The organism is Streptomyces sp. NPDC060209 (assembly GCF_042728155.1).
Lineage (GTDB): Bacteria > Actinomycetota > Actinomycetes > Streptomycetales > Streptomycetaceae > Streptomyces.
In genome coordinates, this window is the sequence record NZ_JBHWZS010000163.1 from 1 (window position 1) to 18,823 (window position 18,823).

Genomic DNA, 18,823 nt, shown 5'->3' on the forward strand with positions numbered 1-18,823 from the left:
GGCCCGGGGGATCCCGGGCCCCTCCTCCGCTTCGGGCCGTGAGCCGTTGCGCCTCGCGGTTACGCCGGGCGCACGCTGCCGTAGATCGGCATGTAGTAGATCGACTCCTCGCGGACGTTCGCGCCCGGCTTCGGCGCGTGGATCATCATGCCGTCGCCCTTGTAGATGCCGACGTGGCTGATGTCGTCGTAGAAGAAGACCAGGTCGCCCGGCTGCAGGTCCGCCGTGGCCACCCGGGTGCCGACCTCGACCTGGTCCCAGGTGGTACGCGGCAGATCGACGCCCGCCGCCTTCCACGCGGCCTGGGTGAGGCCGGAGCAGTCGTACGAGGACGGGCCCGTGGCTCCCCACACGTACGGCTTGCCGATCTGGGCGCGCGCGAAGTCCAGGACCTTCTCGGCCTTCGACGCGTAACCGCTGTCGGAGCCCGTGCCGGTGCCGGTGCCGGTCCCCGTGCCGGCCTCCTCCTTCGCGGCCTCCTCCTTGGCGGCCTGCTCGGCCTTCTCCCGCGCGGCGGCCTGCTGCCTAGCCAGCTCCTCGGCCTTGCGCTTGGCCTCCGCCTCCTTCTTGCGCTCCAGCTCGGCGAGCCGCGCCTTCTCCTCGGCGGTCAGCTTCGACAGCAGCGTGCGGGCCTCGGTGAGCTTCGTCTGCACCTGCTGCTTGCTGGTGCGCAGCGAGGACTGCGACTCCGTGAGCGTCTCCAGGCTCTTCGTCGCCTCGACGCGCTTGGCCGCCGCCTCCTTCTGCTGCGTACGGAAGTCGGCGACCGTCTTCTGCTGCTGGCTGGTCATCCGGGCCATCAGCTGGTCCTGGTCGAAGTACGACTGCGGGTCGTCCGCGAGGAAGAACGTCGCCGTCGGGGCGATCGAGCCGCCGCGGTACTGCGCGGCCGCGTAGTTGCCCAGCTCCCGGCGGGTCTCGTTGAGCTTGTCGGCACGCTTCGCCGCGGCCTCCAGCAGTGCGTCGACCTTGGAGCGCTGCTCGGCCGACGCGCTCTTCGCCTTGTTGTACTGCTGCGTCGCGGTGCCGGCCTGCCGGTAGAGGTCGTCGACCTTCTTCTGCACTTCCTCGATGCTGGGCTTGGGCTCGGCGGGGGCGGCCGTCGCGCTCTGCGTGGAGAGCAGGGTGACGGAGGCGAGCGCCGCGGTCGTGAGACCGACGGCAGGGGTGGTGGTGCGCACCCGGGTGCGCGGCTTGCGATGCGACGCCAAGGCCGGCATCTCCTTCCGTGGACCGCCTACCGGGTTAGCTGTCGGGTTCGGGCGGAACGGAAGGCTGCCCTACGGTCCGGTGGAGACGGACCGATTCACCCCGGTGCTGCGTGTGGGTCCCCGGTTCCGGGCCCCCTTCGCGGGAGTACGGATTCGGCGGGGGTGCCCGTGCGGCGCGGTTCGCCTCAAGGGGGTACGGGGCACCCGTCGGAGCACGCTAGCCAACCCGTGGTGTCCCTGTGAAGGTTGATGTTCGATATGCCCGATACGTTTTCGTGACCTTTTCCTTGCGGCGGTCCGCGTGGCCGGAAACGACCCCGGAATCTCACCCAGCGTGGGCGAACCGTCTCGATACGCGCACGGTCCAGGGTGCTTGTCGCCGATGCGGCCCGGGCTGTCGGTGCGGCCGCCTAGACTCGTGAGGCGATGAGCAGCCTCTTTGACGACAGTTTCCTGACCGGCCTCCAGCAAGCGGAGGACGGCCCCGCGCCGCCCCCTGAGGAGCACGCACCCGAAGCGGTGCCGGAGGGCCTCTTCGAGGACGTCTTCGACGCGCCTCCGCCGCCGCGCGACGCCTATTACCGCGACGGTGCCCCGCGCCCCGTCGTCGACGCCGCCGCGCTGCTCGACGGGCTGAACACCGAGCAGCGCGCCGCCGTGGTGCACGCCGGGTCGCCGCTGCTCATCGTCGCCGGGGCCGGCTCGGGCAAGACCAGGGTGCTCACCCACCGCATCGCCCATCTCCTGGCCGAGCGCGGGGTGCACCCGGGGCAGATCCTCGCGATCACCTTCACCAACAAGGCCGCCGGCGAGATGAAGGAGCGCGTCGAGGACCTCGTCGGCCCGCGCGCCAACGCCATGTGGGTCATGACGTTCCACAGCGCCTGCGTGCGGATCCTGCGCCGTGAGTCGAAGCGCCTCGGCTTCACCTCGTCGTTCTCGATCTACGACGCCGCCGACTCCAAGCGCCTGATGGCCCTGGTCTGCCGCGATCTGGACCTCGATCCGAAGCGCTACCCGCCGAAGTCGTTCACGGCGAAGGTCTCGAACCTGAAGAACGAGCTGATCGACGAGGAGACCTTCGCCGGTCAGGCCGCCGACGGCTTCGAGAAGACGCTGGCCCAGGCCTACGCGCTCTACCAGGCGCGGCTGCGCGAGGCCAACGCCCTGGACTTCGACGACATCATCATGACGACGGTCCACCTGCTCCAGGCGTTCCCCGACGTCGCCGAGCACTACCGCCGCCGCTTCCGGCACGTCATGGTCGACGAGTACCAGGACACCAACCACGCGCAGTACACCCTCGTGCGCGAGCTGGTCGGCCCGGCGGGCGAGGCCGACGCCCCTGGCGAGCTGTGCGTCGTCGGTGACGCGGACCAGTCGATCTACGCCTTCCGAGGCGCGACCATCCGCAACATCCTCCAGTTCGAGGAGGACTACCCGGACGCGACGACGATCATGCTGGAGCAGAACTACCGCTCCACGCAGACGATCCTGTCGGCGGCCAACGCCGTCATCGAGCGCAACGAGAGCCGCCGCCCCAAGAACCTCTGGACGAACGCGGGCGCCGGCACCCGGATCACCGGCTACGTCGCCGACACCGAGCACGACGAGGCGCAGTTCGTCGCCGACGAGATCGACCGGCTGACGGACGCAGGGGACGCGAAGGCGGGCGACGTCGCCGTCTTCTACCGCACGAACGCCCAGTCCCGTGTCTTCGAAGAGATCTTCATCCGCGTCGGGCTGCCCTACAAGGTCGTCGGCGGAGTGCGCTTCTACGAGCGCAAGGAGGTCAGGGACGTCCTGGCCTACCTCCGGGTCCTCTCCAACCCGGAGGACACCGTCCCGCTGCGCCGCATCCTCAACGTGCCCAAGCGGGGCATCGGCGACCGGGCCGAGGCGATGATCGACGCCCTGTCGATGCGCGAGAAGATCTCCTTCCCGCAGGCGCTTCGCCGGGTCGACGAGGCGTACGGCATGGCGGCCCGGTCGGCCAACGCCGTGAAGCGGTTCAACACGCTGATGGAGGAGCTCCGCACGATCGTGGAGTCCGGCGCCGGACCGGCGGTCGTGGTGGAGGCCGTCATGGAGCGGACCGGCTATCTCGCCGAACTCCAGGCGTCCACCGACCCGCAGGACGAGACCCGTATCGAGAACCTCCAGGAGCTCGCCTCCGTCGCTCTCGAATTCGAGCAGGAGCGGGCGGAGGAGGAAGGCGCGGGCACGCTCGCCGAATTCCTGGAGAAGGTGGCGCTCGTCGCCGACGCCGACCAGATCCCCGACGAGGACGAGGACGGCTCCGGTGTCGTGACGCTGATGACGCTGCACACCGCCAAGGGCCTCGAATTCCCGGTGGTGTTCCTGACCGGCATGGAGGACGGTGTCTTCCCGCACATGCGCGCGCTGGGTCAGGTGAAGGAGCTGGAGGAGGAGCGCCGGCTCGCCTACGTGGGCATCACGCGCGCCCGCGAGCGGCTGTACCTGACCCGGGCCTCCATGCGCAGCGCCTGGGGACAGCCTTCGTACAACCCGCCGTCGCGGTTCCTGGAGGAGATCCCGGACCAGCACCTGGAGTGGAAGCGCAAGGGCCCGATGGCGGCTCCGGCGGGACCGACGTCGGGGATCACGTCGTCGCTTTCCTCGTCGCGCTCCAAGTCGGGGCCCTCGGGCTTCGCGACTCGGCGCACCGCGGACAAGCCGGTGGTCACCCTGGTGGCGGGGGACCGGGTCACGCACGACCAGTTCGGTCTGGGCACGGTGACGGCCGTCGAGGGGTTCGGCGACCAGGCGAAGGCGACGGTCGACTTCGGCGACGAGAGGCCGAAGAAGCTGCTGCTGCGCTACGCGCCGGTCGAGAAGCTCTGACCCGTACCGGCCGGCACCCAGGTGCCGGCCGGTCTCAGTACGGGTTTATGCCGTGGCTGCGGAGCCATGGCATCGGGTCGATCGCCGAGCCGCCGCCGGGCCGTACCTCGAAGTGCAGGTGCGGGCCGGTGGAGTTGCCGGAGTTCCCCGAGTGGGCGATGACGTCGCCGGCCTTGACCGAGCCGGACCGGATCTTGGTGGTGCTGAGGTGGCAGTACCACGTCTCGGTGCCGTCGGCCGCGGTGACGATGGCCATGTTTCCGTAGGCGCTGTTCCACTGGGTGCGGACGGTGCCGTCGGTCGCGGCCATCACGGGGGTGCCGTAGGAGACGGGGAAGTCGATGCCCGTGTGCACGGACATCCAGTTCACACCGGCCTGGCCGTAGGTGGCGCTGAGGCCGTGCTGCTTCACAGGCAGGACGAACTTGGGGCGTGCGGCCTCGCGGCGCGCTGCCTCCTCCTCGCGCTTCTTCTTCTCGGCGGCCTGACGCTCCTTCAGGTCGATGCGCTCCTGGGTGCGGCTGGCGCGGTCGGCGAAGTTCTCGGCGTCGGCGCTGAGGTTGGCGAGCTGGGTATCCAGCTTGTTGTTGGCCACGGCAGGCTTCACCGTGTCGGCGGCCGCCATGGACGTGGTGTCGTCCTTCGTCTCCTCGCCCCCGCCGACGCCGCCCACCGAGGCGGCGGCGATGCCCGCGACGCTCATGACGCAGGCGGAGGGGACGGCCACGGTGAGCAGCGCGGAACGCTTCGCGGGGGTGCGGCGTCGGCCCCGGCTTCCGCCGCGCTGGGCGGCGGAACGGCTCACGGGGCGCGTGGAGCCCGCCACGGAGGCGGATTCCGCGGTCACGTCGGCGACGTCCGGCACGGTCTCGGGGGCTCCGGCCTCGGAGGACTCGTCGTACGCGTCCGTGTACGGGTGCGTCCCCGCCGCACCGGCCTCGTCCGCTCCGGCCTGACCGTGGGAGCCGGGGAAGTCGTGGAGGTCGTGGGAGCCGGCGCCGTCGTGCGTGACGAACTCGGCCGTCTCGTACGGCTCGTAGGGCGCCGACTGGTGTTCGTGCGTGGGGTACGACGTCTGTTCGGGTGCGTACGCGGCGTTCTCGGGCGTGGCGCCGGTGTTCCAGGCGGTGGCGTCGTAGGTGCCGGTGTCCGCGGCGGCGTAGCTCTCGTAACCCGCCGTCTCGAAAACGGGAGGGTTGTACGTGCCGGTCGCGTAGGCCGTGGTGTCGAACGTGGTGGTGGGGAAGGCGCCGGTGTCGCTCGCCGCCCACTGACCGGCCTGGCCGGTGTGGTCCCAGCCGGTGGTGTCCCACTGGCCCGTCGCGTCCATGGGCGGGGCGGCGGCCTGGGCAGGGATTCCGGTCTCGGGCATCCAGGTGGCGGTCGTGTCGTAGCCCTGGGGTGCCTGCGGATGGGCCTGGGCGTCATAGGCGTCGTACGAGGCCTGCTGATGCGCGCCGGTGTCCCACTGGCCATCGGCGTAACCGCCGTAGCCGGCGTCGTACGCGGGGGCGTAACCGCCGCCGTACGTCGTCTCGTGGCTGCTGTCGTGCTGACCCGGAAGGGTCCCGAACAGCGGGTCGGTGTCAAAGCTGCCGGTGGACTGGCTGTCGTATCCGGCATACCCGGCGTGGGGGTGCTGGTCGTTCACCAACTTCTCTCTCGCCTCGGCAGCAGGACCTGTTCCGGGGGCCGGTGGGGGGGATCCCGGGGTGAGCAGTGGCCGCGACTGTACCCGGCGGTAGGTGAGGACGACAATCTTCGGCGGCTTCCAGCTCCTCAGGAAACGGGCAATCGGCCGCCTTTCGGTGGAGCGAGGAGGCAGCCTTGGCCCTATGTTCGAAATTCGTTCTATTAGGAAGGGGGTGTTCGGTGTTTCAGGGGCGCGAGCTCACGCGACGGAGGCGGCTCCCGGAGCCCCGATGGCCGCACCGTCGGTCTCGAGTGCCTGACGGATCGCTGACGCGACCGCGGGATGCACCGGAAGGGCGAGATGGCCGATTCCGGTGACGCGCACATTCACCGCGTCGAGGTCGGGGTGATCGACGCACGCCGTCTCGACGGGCAGTATCACCCTGTCCAGCTCGCTCCAGAAGCTGACGAACCGTGTCCGGCAGCCCGGAGCGGGGCGGCGCAGCTCGGCGATCAGATCGGAGCCGCTGCGCATCTGGCGGACGATGGGGTGCGCGCCGGCCAGCGGAGCGGCGGCCGTGCCGCCGTGCGGCGTACCGAGGGTGACGAGCGTGCGGACCCGGCGGTCCCCGCCGAGCCGCTGCACGTAGTACCGCGCGATGAGGCCGCCGAGGCTGTGGCCGACGATGTCGACCTCGCGGTGCCCGGTGCGGGCGCAGATCTCCTCCACATGGCGGTCGAGCAGCTCGGCCGCTGTGCGGATGTCGCAGGTCAGGGGCGAGTAGTTGAGCGACTCCAGATGGTGCCAGCCGTGCCGGGCCAGGGAGCGGCGGAGCAGGACGAAGACGGAGCGGTTGTCGATGAAGCCGTGCAGGAGAACGACCGGCGGGCGGTCGTCGGCCGTGGTGGGCAGTGCGGTCGTGTCCGCCGAACGGGTGACCCGCCCGGGATCGGTGTCAGATCGGGTGCCCGCGCCCGTGTCGGTGCCGGTGTCGGTGCCGGGTGGAGGTGTGGGGGTCCGGCGCTCGGGGGTGAGGCCGGACGGGTAGATGAGCACGTGCCCGGCGAGGATCACCAGCTCCAGTGCCGTGGCTCTGATCAGCGTCGACGACAGCCAGGTGGGGCGCAGACACCGGCTGCGCAGCAGTAGGGGTAGGAAGGACAGGACCTTCATGGCCGACCTCCTGCACCGGCATGCGGGGGAGGCGGCTCCCTGCCCCGTACGCCCTCACGGGGGTCGCTGCGGAGGCGGTCGGCTGCCCTGATGCGGCCGGGGGCCGTACCACCGTGCCGTGCGGCTGACGGCACGGTGGTGCGGCGACCTCGTTGCGGCTCCCTGGCGGCGCTCCCCGCGCGGCCGGTGGGCCGCCAGGTGCTGGGAACGACGCCGGCGAACATGTCCCACGTGTGATTTCCCCCTCCCGGCCCACCGCGAAACGGCGCCGTGCGGGATGCTGTGGATAACGTTCGTTCACATCACCGGCCCTCCGGGTACGGGAGACGCATGTGGAGGCATTGATGGGTGTGACCGGTCCGATCCGTGTGGTGGTGGCCAAGCCGGGCCTCGACGGCCATGACCGCGGGGCCAAGGTGATCGCGCGGGCGCTGCGGGACGCGGGCATGGAGGTCATCTACACGGGGCTCCACCAGACCCCCGAGCAGATCGTGGACACGGCGATCCAGGAGGACGCCGACGCGATCGGCCTCTCGATCCTCTCCGGTGCGCACAACACGCTCTTCGCCAAGGTCATCGAGCTGCTGAAGGAGCGCGACGCCGAGGACATCAAGGTGTTCGGCGGCGGCATCATCCCCGAGGCGGACATCGCTCCGCTGAAGGAGAAGGGCGTCGCGGAGATCTTCACCCCGGGAGCGACGACGGCCTCGATCGTCGACTGGGTGAACGCGCATGTCCGCCAGCCCGCGGAGGCCTGAGCCCGCGGCGGCGTGATTCCGCAGCGGCGTGATCCCGCTGTGGCCCGGTCTCGGTCCGTGGCGTGAGCGCCTTGTCCTGAGTGAGGGCCTGCACGCCCTCGACCCGGTCCAGGGCCTGAGCGCCTGAGCGGGGCCGGGGCGTGAGGCGGGTTCGCAGGGTCTGGGGCCGCAGGGCGAACCCGCCGTGGGCGGGACCCGTGTGCCCCGCCCCCTGCCTCTCACGTTCCTGACTCCTGTCCGCCCTTCGCCCGCTCTTCCCCCGGCCCCCTTCGCGGTCGTTCCGTGCTGCCCGGGGCCAGCTCCGCGTCCATGGCGCCGCGCAGGCGCAGGGTCGAGACCAGGCGTTGGAACGCCTCCGACCAGTAGCCGCCCGCACCGGGTGAAGCGCCCTCCGGCTCGTCCGGCGTGGTGGTGAGGACCGCGAGCCGGTCCGCCTCGGCCGGGTTCAGGCAGCGCTCGGCGAGACCCATCACCCCGCTGAAGCTCCAGGGATAGCTCCCCGCGTCCCGGGCGATGTCCAGCGCGTCGACCACTGACCGGCCGAGCGGCCCGTCCCAGGGCACGGAGCAGACGCCGAGCAACTGGAAGGCCTCGGACAGGCCGTGCGCGGCTATGAAGCCGGCCACCCAGAGGGCCCGTTCGGCGGAAGGCAGGGTGGCGAGGAGCTTCGAGCGCTCGGCCAGCGACACCGTCCCGGGGCCGTCCGCCGGGGGTGTCGAGGGGGCGCCCAGCAGCGCCCGCGCCCAGTCGGGGTCCCGCTGCCGCACCGCGGCCCGGCACCAGGCGGCGTGCAGCTCACCGGCCCAGCCGTCGGCGACCGGCAGCGTCACGAGCTCCTGAGCCGTCCGGCCGCCGAACCTCTCCCGCCAGACCGCGAGCGGGGCCGCTTCCACCAACTGACCGAGCCACCAGGACCGTTCACCGCGTCCCGAGGGCGGTACCGGCACCACGCCGTCGCGCTGCATCGCGGCGTCACACTCGTGCGGTGCCTCCACGGCGATGGATACGGCGCCCCCCGTGCGGTCGGGGTTCACACAGGACGTGGCACGGGCCGCCATTCGCCGGGCGAGTGCGGAATCGGGCAGCGCGGACAGCAACTCGGCGGCCGTGGAGCGGACGTTGCGGCTGCGGTCCGCCAGGGCCTCCTCCAGGAACGTCTCGTCGGCCCCGGACAGCCCGGACCGCAGGGAATCGAGGAACATCAGCCGGTCCTCGGCCCGCTCCGAGGACCACGTCGCTGCGAGCATGGACCGCGCCCCGTCGGGATCCTGCTCCCGCACGGCGCCGAGCAGCGCGACCCGCTCGGCGAATAGGCCCTCCTCCCAGAGCCGGCGCACCGCCTCCGGATCCGCTGTGTCCGGCCGCTGCGCGCCACGTGACGAGGCGCGCAGCGCGAACTTCCACTCCGGATTCAGCCCGGCCAGCCAGAGCCCGCGCGGCCCGGCGAACGCCAGGACGTGCGGACGCAGATCCGTACGCGCTCTCGCCGCGTCCAGGAGGGCGGGCAACAGCTCCGCCGGCGCCCGGTAACCGTGTGCACCGGCGGAGGCCAGCCACTGGGGGATGAGCTCGGTGAGATCGGGAGCCGCTCCCCGGCGCCCCCCGCTGGGCGGAGTCGAGCGGTCGGCGAGCAACTGGGCGAGCCGACGGCGGGCAGCGGCGGGCAGCGGTGGCCGGGGGTCGGCGGGTGCGGGTGAGGGCAGGGCGGAGCCGGTGGCCGGCCGCAGGGCCGCCCTGCGCCGCACGGTGAGCACCGCGGCTGTGTCGAGCAGTGCCGAGGGGGCGACCACGACTCCGCCCCCCGCCCGGAGAGGGCGCCGGTCGGTGCCCAGCAGCGCGGAGGTGACGAGGTCTTCCCAGGAGGCGCTCACGGGCACGCCGGGCGTCGTGACGGTGGTGGGCATCGGGTTCCTTCCGGTGGTCCGGGAAGCGCGGGTCGAAGGAATGCGGCGGGTCGAGAGGCGTAACGGGTCGGGAGGCAGTGGCGGGTCGAGAGAATGAGGCGGGCCGGGAGGCTGCGGTGCGTCAGATGAGCGCCATGGCCACGCTCGGTCCCACGCCGTCGGAGGTCTCGGGGCGCCAGGCTGCGAGCGGGTCGAAACCCCGGTGACCGCATTCGCCGAACACCGTCACGGGGTTGCCGCCGGAGAGCGCCACGAGTTTCCACAGGCCCGGCCGGGACAGCGCCGAGGCTGCGACCGGCAGGGCGGAACCGTCCGCCGCGCCGACCAATTGCCAGCCGTCCCCGGACGGCGCGGGTATGACATCGCGCAGGGTGACCGGCCAGGCGTCGAGCCAGGGGTCGTCCCGCAGCGCGTGCCCGTACGCGGCGACGGCATCGGCTGTCGTGCCGCCCGGCGGCGGCGCCGTCGTGACGACAGGCTCGCCGAACCGCGCTCCCAGCTCGGCCCGTAGCCCTCCGCCGCCCGGATACGGCGTCACCTCGGCGTCGATCACGGCGCCCACCGGCAGAGCATCGGCGGGGGCACGCCCCGGCGCCCCGTAGGACAGCAGTAGCGCGGTGCGTCCTGAATCCCCGCCGTACAGCCAGACGCGGCGGGTGACGATCCTGCCGTCCGGGGTGTCGTACTGCGCGAGGACCAGCCAGTGGTCGCGCAGCGCCGGTCCTTCGGGGGAGGCGGTCAGCCCCACCCTCCTACGGACGGTCGCCGCCAGCGGGCCGGGCAGCCGGTCGAGCCCGAGCCAGGCCGAGTCGAGCAGATGCAGGAGCGCGCACTCCTCGAGCAGCCGCGTCGGCCAGCCGGGCCCCGATGCCGGAACGGACCCCAACTCCCGCACACGGTTGGCGAGTCCTGGGGCCTGTGCGTCGACCATGCGGGCGGCTGTCTCCTCCCACAGTCCGTGCCCCGGACGGTCGGTCGCCGCGAGCCCGCCACGCAGCAGATCGGTGAGCCGCTGGTCCAGCTCCTGCGCGCCGCCCGTGATGCGCTCGGCCCTGCGCTCGGCGCGACGGGCGGCAGCGGCCCGGCTCGCGGACGCCGCGGCAGCCGCAGGCGCCGGGGGCGACTCGGCCGCTGCTCGCCCGCGCCGGTCCGCCAGCCACTGCGCGGCCCAGGGGGGCGGCTCCTCCGCCCGCGCCGGAACCGGGGTGCCGGAGGCAACGAGCAACAGTCCCAGGGCGTGCATGCAAGGGGACTTCACGGCGGCGCAACTACACGTGTACGCAAGCTCATTCGATTCGACAGCCGTGCGGCAGGGCGCGCTGTCGCCGCCCGCGCAGACCCCCCACATCACGCCCGGGCCGCCATGACCCACGCCGGACCACGAGCCACGCGAACCGAGGGCGCGGCCCGCCTCGCGTGACTCTTCGTCAGGAGCGAGGTCCAGCACCTGCTCCGCCGTCCGGCGCGCCACCGGGCGGGCGGAGCGCCGGGGTTCTCCCCCGTGAGATAGCACCATGGAACCGACGGTAGAGGGCGCCACTGACAATCGGCTCCCGCCTGCGATTCCGACCGTTCCGAGATGACTTGACCGTTTCGCCTCCGTGCGCTTCTCTGCGAAGAAGAGAGTTCGGTAAAAAAACCGGGGGATTCCGATGAACCGCATCATGGGCACCACCCATGTCAAACGCACCACCCGTACCGCTGTTTCGGCGTTGGCCGTCTGCGGTCTCGTGCTCGGCCTCGCCGCCTGCTCCGACGACGCCGTCGACGCCGTCGACGGGGCCGTGGGGGAGACCTACGAGGTGACCTACGAAGTCACCGGCACGAGCGCCGACGAGATCCAGTTCCACAGCGGCGGCGGCAAGGCGATGGAGCCCGAGATCGAAACGGTCGAGTCGCCCGCGCTGCCGTGGAGGAAGACCGTCACCCTGCGCGGGATCATGCCTCCGGCGGTCATGCCGGTCGCACTGGACGCGGGCGCTGCGGACCTCGCCTGCACCATCACCTACAAGGGCGAGGTCATCGAGGAGGCGAAGGCCGAAGAGCTGCTCACGAGCGGCGGTTGCGTCGCGGTCTCGCCCGTCTCGGGCTGATCCTCCGCCCGCTCCCGATCGGTCCCGGCCGCGTGCCGGGACCGATTGTCAGTGGCATGGTGCACGGTGGAAACCGCATCGGATCGACCGATCCGGAGGGGGATCCATGACCGTGTCCGTACAGACCGACGCAGCCGGCGGCGAAGCCCTGAGGCCGCACGCCGAGCACGCCTTCGCCGACGAGCTCAAGGCGCTCGCCGCCGCCGACGACCGCCCCAGGCCCGCCCGTTGGAAGCTCTCGCCGTGGGCCGTCTCCACCTATCTGCTCGGTGGGACGCTCTCGGACGGCACGCTGATCACGCCGAAGTACGTCGGCCCGCGCCGTCTCGTCGAGGTCGCCGTGACCACGCTCGCCACCGACCGGGCCCTGCTGCTCCTCGGCGTTCCGGGGACCGCCAAGACCTGGGTGTCCGAGCACCTCGCCGCGGCCGTCAGCGGAGACTCGACCCTGCTCGTCCAAGGCACTGCGGGCACGCCCGAGGAAGCCGTCCGCTACGGGTGGAACTACGCCCAGCTGCTGGCCCACGGGCCCAGTCGTGAGGCGCTGGTGCCGAGCCCGGTCATGCGGGCCATGTCCGAGGGCATGACCGCCCGCGTCGAGGAGCTCACCCGCATCCCCGCCGATGTGCAGGACGCGCTGATCACGATCCTGTCGGAGAAGACGCTCCCCGTCCCCGAGCTGGGACAAGAGGTCCAGGCGGTCCGCGGGTTCAACCTCGTCGCCACGGCGAACGACCGCGACCGAGGGGTCAACGAGCTCTCCAGCGCGCTGCGTCGCCGGTTCAACACCGTCGTGCTGCCGCTGCCCGCGACACCCGAGGCCGAGGTGGACATCGTGTCCCGGCGCGTCGCCCAGCTGGGGCACTCGCTCGACCTGCCCCCGGCTCCCGACGGCATGGCCGAGATCCGACGCGTCGTCACGGTCTTCCGCGAACTGCGCGACGGCATCACCACTGACGGCCGCACCAAGCTCAAGTCACCTTCCGGGACGCTGTCCACGGCCGAGGCCATCTCCGTCGTCACCGGAGGCCTCGCGCTCGCCGCCCACTTCGGCGACGGCGTCCTGCGCCCGGGGGACGTGGCGGCCGGCATCCTCGGGGCCGTCGTCCGCGACCCCACGGCCGACCGCGTGGTCTGGCAGGAGTATGTGGAGACGGTCGTCCGGGAGCGCGACGGCTGGAAGGACTTCTACCGCGCCTGCCGTGAGGCCGCCGAATGACCCCCCGCGCCGGGGGGACCGCCGCCTCCGGGGGGCCGTTGCTGCTGGGGGTGCGCCACCACGGCCCTGGTTCCGCCCGCGCGGTCCTGGCCGCCCTGGATTCCGCACGGCCGGACGCCGTGCTCGTCGAAGGGCCGCCCGAGGGCGACGCGTTGCTGCCACTCGCGGCGCACGCCCGGATGCGTCCGCCGGTCGCGCTCCTCGCCCACGCCGTCGACGATCCGGGGCGTGCCGCCTTCTGGCCGCTGGCCCACTTCTCGCCCGAGTGGGTGGCGATCCGCTGGGCGTCGGCGCACGGCGTCCCCGTGCGCTTCGTGGACCTGCCCGCCGCGCACTCCCTGGCGTTGACGGAACAGCGGGAGGACGGCCCGGGGGAGGACTGGGGCATCGATCCGGTCGGAATCCTCGCCGGGGCCGCGGGCTACGACGACCCCGAGCGCTGGTGGGAGGACGTCGTCGAGCACCGTGCGGCGGACGGCCGGCCGGCGGACCCGCGTGCCCCGTTCGCCATGCTCGCCGAGGCGATGACGGCGCTGCGTGAGGCCTACGGGGACGGAGGGCATCCGCAGGACGCCGTCCGGGAGGCCTGCATGCGCCTCCAGCTGCGCGCCGCCCGCAAGGAGTTCGGCGACGACATCGCCGTGGTCTGCGGTGCGTGGCACGTGCCCGCGCTCCTCGCGAGGACGACGGTCGCCGCCGACCGGGCGCTCCTCAAGGGGATGCCCAAGGTCAAGGCGGAGCTGACCTGGGTCCCCTGGACCCATCGCAGGCTCGCCCGGTACAGCGGATACGGCGCGGGGATCGAGTCGCCCGGCTGGTACGGGCACCTCTTCGGCGCCCCGGACCGGCCCGTGGAGCGCTGGATGACGAAGGTGGCCGGACTCCTGCGCGAGGCGGACAGGGCCGTGTCCTCCGCAGATGTCATCGAGGCCGTCCGGCTCGCCGGGACGCTGGCGGCGCTGCGAGAGCGCCCGGCCGTGGGCCTGACCGAAGCCACGGACGCGGTCAGGGCCGTCATGTGCGAAGGATCCGATGTGCCGCTCGCCCTCGTGCGGAACCGGCTCGTCGTCGGCGAGATCCTCGGCGAGGTCCCGGAGACCGCCCCGGCCGTCCCCCTCCAGCGAGACCTGGACAAGCAGCAGCGCACGCTGAGGCTCAGGCCCGAGGCGGAGAGGCGCGAGCTGGAGCTCGATCTGCGCAAGGAGACCGACGCGGCCCGCAGCAGACTCCTGCACCGCCTACGGCTTCTCGGAGTGGACTGGGGCGAGCCGGCCGCGGGCCGGGGCAGCACCGGGACGTTCCGGGAGAGCTGGCGGCTGCGCTGGGAGCCCGAGCTGTTCGTCCGGATCGCCGAGGCCGGTGTGTGGGGCACCACCGTGCTCGGCGCCGCGACCGCCAGGGCCGGGGCGGACGCAGTTTCGGCGTCGTCGCTCGCGGGGGTCACCGCGCTCGCCGAGCAGTGCCTCCTGGCCGGCCTGCCCGAGGTCCTGCCCGTCGTGATGAGGGCTCTCGCGGACCGGGCCGCCCTCGACGCGGACGTCGGACACCTCGCCGACGCGCTGCCGGCCCTGGCCCGATCCCTGCGGTACGGAGACGTACGGTCCACCGACACCGCGGCCCTGGGGGAGGTCGCCGTCGGCCTGGCCGAGCGCGTCTGCGTGGGCCTGCCGCCCGCCTGTACCGGCCTCGACGCGGACGCGGCCGCGGAGGCGCACCGCCGGGTGGACGGCGTGCACACCGCGATCGGGCTGCTCGCCGGCGCCGTACGGGCGGACGGGCTGCCCGAGCGGTGGGCCGGCGTCCTGCGCAAGCTGTCCGCCAGGGACGCTGTCGCCGGTGTGATCCGGGGCCGTGCCACACGCCTGCTCCTGGACGACGGAGGGCTGGCCGAGAGCGAGGCCGCGCGCCTGATGGGACTGGCCCTCTCGCCCGGCGCGATACCGGCCGACGCGGCGGCCTGGATCGAGGGATTCGTCGGCGGAGCGGCGGGCGGCGGCCTGCTGCTCGTCCACGACGAGCGTCTCCTCGCGCTCGTCGACACCTGGCTGACGGGCATACCGGCCGACGCGTTCACCGGCGTACTGCCTCTGTTGCGCCGCACGTTCTCGGCCTACGAGCCGGGTGTACGGCGCACATTGGGTGAGCTCGTCCGCCGCGGACCGGATCCCGGCCGGGCGAGCGACGAGGGCGTACCCGCCGCACCGGGCTTCGGTGCAGGACTCGACGAGGAGCGGGCGGACGCGGTGGTCCCGGTGCTCCGGCTGCTGCTCGGCCTCGACACCCCGGCGGAGCGGACGGCGACCGGATGACCACGGGCCGGGCGGACACGAAGAAGGAGGAGAGGTCGATGGACGCGGCTCCTGCCGAGGACGAGCGGCTGCGGCGCTGGCGCATGGTGCTCGGTGAGGACAGCGCCGAGAGCACGGGACGCGTGCTCACCGGAGGCGACGCGGCGATGGACGGAGCGCTGACCGCGCTGTACGACGGTGGGAGGAAGCCGGGCGGCCGGGGCGGAGCCGAGCGTTCCGCGGGGCTGGGGGCATCCGCCCCGTCCGTGGTCCGCTGGCTCGGAGACATCCGCACGTACTTCCCGGCCTCCGTCGTCCAGGTCATGCAGCGCGACGCGATAGACCGACTCGGACTCTCCGCACTGCTGCTGGAGCCGGAGATGCTGGAAGCCGTCGAACCCGACGTCCACCTGGTCGGCACCCTGCTCTCGCTCGGGAAGGCGATGCCGGAGACGACGAAGGAGACGGCCCGGGCAGTCGTACGCAAGGTCGTCGAGGACCTGGAGCGCCGGCTGGCCACCCGTACGAGGGCCACGCTCACCGGCGCCCTGGACCGTTCGGCCAGGGCCGGCCGGCCTCGTCACCGGGACATCGACTGGGACCGCACCGTCCGGGCCAATCTCAGGAACTACGTGCCCCTCCCCGGACGCGAGGGAGCCGGCACGGTGGTGCCCGAGCGCCTCATCGGGTACGGGCGCACGGACCGGTCGGTGAAGAAGGACGTGATCCTCTGTATCGACCAGTCGGGGTCCATGGCCGCCTCCGTCGTCCACGCCGCCGTCTTCGGCGCGGTGCTCGCCTCGATGCGGACCCTGGCGACCCGGCTCGTGGTGTTCGACACGGCCGTCGTCGACCTCACCGACCAGCTCGACGACCCGGTCGACGTCCTGTTCGGCACCCAGCTCGGCGGCGGTACGGACATCAACCGCGCGCTCGCCTACTGCCAGTCGAGGATCACCCGCCCGGCGGACACCGTCGTCGTCCTCGTCAGTGATCTCCACGAGGGAGGGATCCGTGACGAGATGGCCGGACGGGTCGCCGCGATGAAGGCGTCCGGCGTGCAGTTCGTGACCCTGCTCGCCCTCTCCGACGAGGGCGCGCCCTCCTACGACCGGGAGCACGCCGCCACGCTGGCGGCACTCGGCGCCCCGGCCTTCGCCTGCACCCCGGACCACTTCCCCGAGGTCATGGCGGCGGCGATCGAGAACCGTCCCCTGCCGATACCGGACACCGGCCGGTGACCGGGCGGCCCTGACGGGTGACCCCGGCCACGGACCGCCCGGTCCGCCCCGTGGACGTGCCGTTTTGTCCTTCGCACCCCGGCCACCAGCGCGGTCTGTGACCGGTATCACCGCTCAGGTGTGATCCGCAATTTAGGGTCCGGCGCGGCGCGGGGATAACCTGCCGGATGGACATGCCGCGTACCCGGTAACCGTGTGCGCCTCCCTAGTGACTGAGCAGTCACGTTGCCCTCGCGGCACGCCCACGCAGAAAACCAACCGCGAGACCACTAAAAGGGACGGACGCGCGTGGACCTGTTCGAGTACCAGGCGAGGGACCTCTTCGCCAAGCACGGTGTACCGGTGCTGGCCGGTGAAGTCATCGACACGCCTGAGGCAGCCCGCGAGGCGACCGAGCGGCTGGGCGGCAAGTCTGTCGTCAAGGCGCAGGTGAAGGTCGGTGGCCGAGGCAAGGCCGGCGGCGTGAAGCTGGCGGCAGACCCGGATGAGGCGGTCGCTCGCGCGACCGACATCCTCGGCATGGACATCAAGGGCCACACGGTCCACAAGGTGATGATCGCCGAGCTCTCCCCGGAGATCGAGGCGGAGTACTACGTCTCGTACCTCCTCGACCGCACCAACCGCACCTTCCTCGCCATGGCGTCGGTGCAGGGCGGCATGGACATCGAGGAGGTCGCGGAGAAGACCCCCGAGGCCCTCGCGAAGGTCCCGGTCAACGCCGTCGACGGCGTGGACATCGAGAAGGCCCGCGAGATCGTGGCCCAGGCGAACTTCCCGGCCGAGGTGGCCGAGGGTGTCGCCGAGGCCATGGTGACCCTGTGGGACACCTTCGTCGCCGAGGACGCGCTCCTCGTCGAGGTGAACCCGCTGGTGAAGACCAAGGACGGCCGCATCCTGGCGCTGGACGGCAAGGTGTCTCTCGACGAGAACGCCGACTTCCGTCAGCCCGGCCACGAGGCGCTCGAGGACAAGGCCGCGGCCAACCCGCTCGAGGCCGCCGCCAAGGCCAAGAACCTCAACTACGTCAAGCTCGAGGGCGAGGTCGGCATCATCGGTAACGGTGCCGGTCTGGTCATGTCGACCCTGGACGTCGTCGCGTACGCCGGTGAGAACCACGGCAACGTGAAGCCCGCCAACTTCCTCGACATCGGTGGCGGTGCCTCCGCCGAGGTCATGGCGAACGGCCTCGAGATCATCCTCGGCGACCCGGACGTCAAGTCCGTCTTCGTCAACGTCTTCGGTGGCATCACCGCCTGCGACGAGGTCGCCAACGGCATCGTCCAGGCGCTCGAGCTGCTCAAGTCCAAGGGCGAAGCGGTCACCAAGCCGCTCGTCGTGCGCCTTGACGGCAACAACGCGGAGCTGGGTCGCAAGATCCTCTCCGACGCCAACCACCCGCTCGTGCAGCGTGTGGACACCATGGACGGCGCGGCCGACAAGGCCGCCGAGCTCGCCGCGGCTGCGAAGTAAGGAAGAGGGACTCAGACCACCATGGCTATCTTCCTCACCAAGGACAGCAAGGTCATCGTCCAGGGGATGACCGGCGCGACGGGCATGAAGCACACCAAGCTCATGCTCGCCGACGGCACCAACATCGTCGGCGGCGTGAACCCGCGCAAGGCCGGCACCTCCGTCGACTTCGACGGCACCGAGGTACCCGTATTCGGGTCCGTCGCCGAGGCGATCGAGAAGACCGGCGCCGACGTGTCCGTTCTCTTCGTGCCGCCGGCCTTCGCGAAGGCCGCCGTCGTCGAGGCGATCGACGCCGAGATCCCGCTGGCCGTCGTGATCACCGAGGGCATCGCTGTCCACGACTCGGCCGCCTTCTGGGCGTACGCCGGCTCGAAGGGCAACAAGACCCGGATCATCGGCCCGAACTGCCCCGGCCTGATCACCCCCGGTCAGTCCAACGCCGGCATCATCCCGGGTGACATCACCAAGCCCGGCCGCATCGGTCTCGTGTCCAAGTCCGGCACGCTGACCTACCAGATGATGTACGAGCTCCGTGACATCGGCTTCTCGTCCGCCGTCGGTATCGGTGGCGACCCGGTCATCGGCACGACGCACATCGACGCCCTCGCGGCGTTCGAGGCGGACCCCGAGACCGACCTCATCGTGATGATCGGCGAGATCGGTGGCGACGCCGAGGAGCGTGCCGCCGACTACATCGCGAAGAACGTCACGAAGCCGGTCGTCGGTTACGTCGCGGGCTTCACCGCCCCGGAGGGCAAGACCATGGGCCACGCCGGCGCCATCGTCTCCGGCTCCTCCGGCACCGCCGCGGCCAAGAAGGAGGCCCTCGAGGCCGCAGGCGTGAAGGTCGGCAAGACGCCGACCGAGACCGCCAAGCTGGCTCGCGAGATCCTCGGCGGCTGACCTCTCGGCGCGTCACCGCTTCACAGCGGAAACGGCGCGGGCCCGCACCCCCTCCACGAGGG

Annotated in this window: 13 protein-coding genes and 1 riboswitch; of the genes, 8 read left to right on the top strand and 5 right to left on the bottom strand. The window is 71.8% G+C overall.

Going from position 1 to position 18,823, the window contains the following annotated elements; genetic code table 11:
- Window positions 1-59: 59 nt before the first annotated feature.
- A complete protein-coding gene (locus ACFWFI_RS26735) occupies window positions 60-1,220 on the bottom strand; it encodes a C40 family peptidase (RefSeq protein WP_387394793.1) in 1,161 nt (386 codons plus the stop codon).
- Window positions 1,219-1,380: riboswitch (cyclic di-AMP (ydaO/yuaA leader) on the bottom strand. It overlaps the preceding gene by 2 nt.
- Before the next feature lie 257 nt (window positions 1,381-1,637).
- Between ACFWFI_RS26735 and pcrA the strand changes: the two genes are divergently transcribed.
- On the top strand, window positions 1,638-4,076 hold the full coding sequence (pcrA, locus tag ACFWFI_RS26740) for a DNA helicase PcrA (RefSeq protein ID WP_387394795.1): 2,439 nt from the start codon (window positions 1,638-1,640) through the stop codon (window positions 4,074-4,076).
- A gap of 34 nt (window positions 4,077-4,110) precedes the next feature.
- Here the strand turns inward: pcrA and ACFWFI_RS26745 are convergent, their stop codons facing one another.
- A complete protein-coding gene (locus tag ACFWFI_RS26745; protein WP_387394797.1) occupies window positions 4,111-5,727 on the bottom strand; it encodes a M23 family metallopeptidase in 1,617 nt (538 codons plus the stop codon).
- 240 nt (window positions 5,728-5,967) lie between these two features.
- The gene (locus tag ACFWFI_RS26750; protein ID WP_387394799.1) at window positions 5,968-6,882 is read right to left on the bottom strand and encodes an esterase/lipase family protein; all 915 of its coding nucleotides are present in this window, start codon (window positions 6,880-6,882) and stop codon (window positions 5,968-5,970) included.
- A 344-nt stretch (window positions 6,883-7,226) separates the two neighbouring features.
- Between ACFWFI_RS26750 and ACFWFI_RS26755 the strand changes: the two genes are divergently transcribed.
- Window positions 7,227-7,640 carry a cobalamin B12-binding domain-containing protein gene (locus ACFWFI_RS26755; RefSeq protein ID WP_150491825.1) on the top strand — a complete coding sequence of 138 codons (414 nt, stop codon included), beginning with the start codon at window positions 7,227-7,229 and terminating at the stop codon, window positions 7,638-7,640.
- 218 nt (window positions 7,641-7,858) lie between these two features.
- Here ACFWFI_RS26755 and ACFWFI_RS26760 read toward each other — a convergent pair whose 3' ends face one another.
- Complete coding sequence (locus ACFWFI_RS26760) at window positions 7,859-9,544, bottom strand: DUF5691 domain-containing protein (protein WP_387394801.1); 1,686 nt, start codon at window positions 9,542-9,544, stop codon at window positions 7,859-7,861.
- 121 nt (window positions 9,545-9,665) lie between these two features.
- The gene (locus ACFWFI_RS26765; protein WP_387394803.1) at window positions 9,666-11,060 is read right to left on the bottom strand and encodes an SWIM zinc finger family protein; all 1,395 of its coding nucleotides are present in this window, start codon (window positions 11,058-11,060) and stop codon (window positions 9,666-9,668) included.
- Between the two features lie 136 nt (window positions 11,061-11,196).
- On the opposite strand from ACFWFI_RS26765, the gene ACFWFI_RS26770 reads away from it, so the two are divergent.
- The 6 genes from ACFWFI_RS26770 to sucD all read left to right on the top strand — a co-directional run bounded on the left by ACFWFI_RS26770 (window position 11,197) and on the right by sucD (window position 18,761).
- On the top strand, window positions 11,197-11,637 hold the full coding sequence (locus ACFWFI_RS26770) for a hypothetical protein (protein WP_387394804.1): 441 nt from the start codon (window positions 11,197-11,199) through the stop codon (window positions 11,635-11,637).
- A 106-nt stretch (window positions 11,638-11,743) separates the two neighbouring features.
- Complete coding sequence (locus ACFWFI_RS26775) at window positions 11,744-12,856, top strand: ATP-binding protein (RefSeq protein ID WP_387394806.1); 1,113 nt, start codon at window positions 11,744-11,746, stop codon at window positions 12,854-12,856.
- Entirely contained in the window at window positions 12,853-15,165 is a 2,313-nt protein-coding gene (locus tag ACFWFI_RS26780) for a DUF5682 family protein (RefSeq protein WP_387394808.1), read from the top strand. The genes ACFWFI_RS26775 and ACFWFI_RS26780 overlap by 4 nt, the downstream gene beginning before the upstream one ends.
- A complete protein-coding gene (locus tag ACFWFI_RS26785; protein ID WP_387394810.1) occupies window positions 15,162-16,385 on the top strand; it encodes a VWA domain-containing protein in 1,224 nt (407 codons plus the stop codon). Before ACFWFI_RS26780 ends, ACFWFI_RS26785 begins: the two co-directional genes overlap by 4 nt.
- Window positions 16,386-16,673: 288 nt before the next feature.
- A complete protein-coding gene (sucC, locus tag ACFWFI_RS26790; RefSeq protein ID WP_387394812.1) occupies window positions 16,674-17,855 on the top strand; it encodes an ADP-forming succinate--CoA ligase subunit beta in 1,182 nt (393 codons plus the stop codon).
- Window positions 17,856-17,876: 21 nt separating this feature from the next.
- A complete protein-coding gene (gene sucD / locus ACFWFI_RS26795) occupies window positions 17,877-18,761 on the top strand; it encodes a succinate--CoA ligase subunit alpha (protein ID WP_329208168.1) in 885 nt (294 codons plus the stop codon).
- Window positions 18,762-18,823 lie beyond the last annotated feature (62 nt).

Bases quoted from the DNA above. Each gene is read 5' to 3' on its own strand.
- ACFWFI_RS26735 (WP_387394793.1), bottom strand. From the start codon at position 1,220: ATGCCGGCCTTGGCGTCGCATCGCAAGCCGCGCACCCGGGTGCGCACC.
- pcrA (WP_387394795.1), top strand. From the start codon at position 1,638: ATGAGCAGCCTCTTTGACGACAGTTTCCTGACCGGCCTCCAGCAAGCG.
- ACFWFI_RS26750 (WP_387394799.1), bottom strand. From the start codon at position 6,882: ATGAAGGTCCTGTCCTTCCTACCCCTACTGCTGCGCAGCCGGTGTCTG.
- ACFWFI_RS26755 (WP_150491825.1), top strand. From the start codon at position 7,227: ATGGGTGTGACCGGTCCGATCCGTGTGGTGGTGGCCAAGCCGGGCCTC.
- ACFWFI_RS26760 (WP_387394801.1), bottom strand. From the start codon at position 9,544: ATGCCCACCACCGTCACGACGCCCGGCGTGCCCGTGAGCGCCTCCTGG.
- ACFWFI_RS26765 (WP_387394803.1), bottom strand. From the start codon at position 11,060: ATGGTGCTATCTCACGGGGGAGAACCCCGGCGCTCCGCCCGCCCGGTG.
- ACFWFI_RS26770 (WP_387394804.1), top strand. From the start codon at position 11,197: ATGAACCGCATCATGGGCACCACCCATGTCAAACGCACCACCCGTACC.
- ACFWFI_RS26775 (WP_387394806.1), top strand. From the start codon at position 11,744: ATGACCGTGTCCGTACAGACCGACGCAGCCGGCGGCGAAGCCCTGAGG.
- ACFWFI_RS26780 (WP_387394808.1), top strand. From the start codon at position 12,853: ATGACCCCCCGCGCCGGGGGGACCGCCGCCTCCGGGGGGCCGTTGCTG.
- ACFWFI_RS26785 (WP_387394810.1), top strand. From the start codon at position 15,162: ATGACCACGGGCCGGGCGGACACGAAGAAGGAGGAGAGGTCGATGGAC.
- sucD (WP_329208168.1), top strand. From the start codon at position 17,877: ATGGCTATCTTCCTCACCAAGGACAGCAAGGTCATCGTCCAGGGGATG.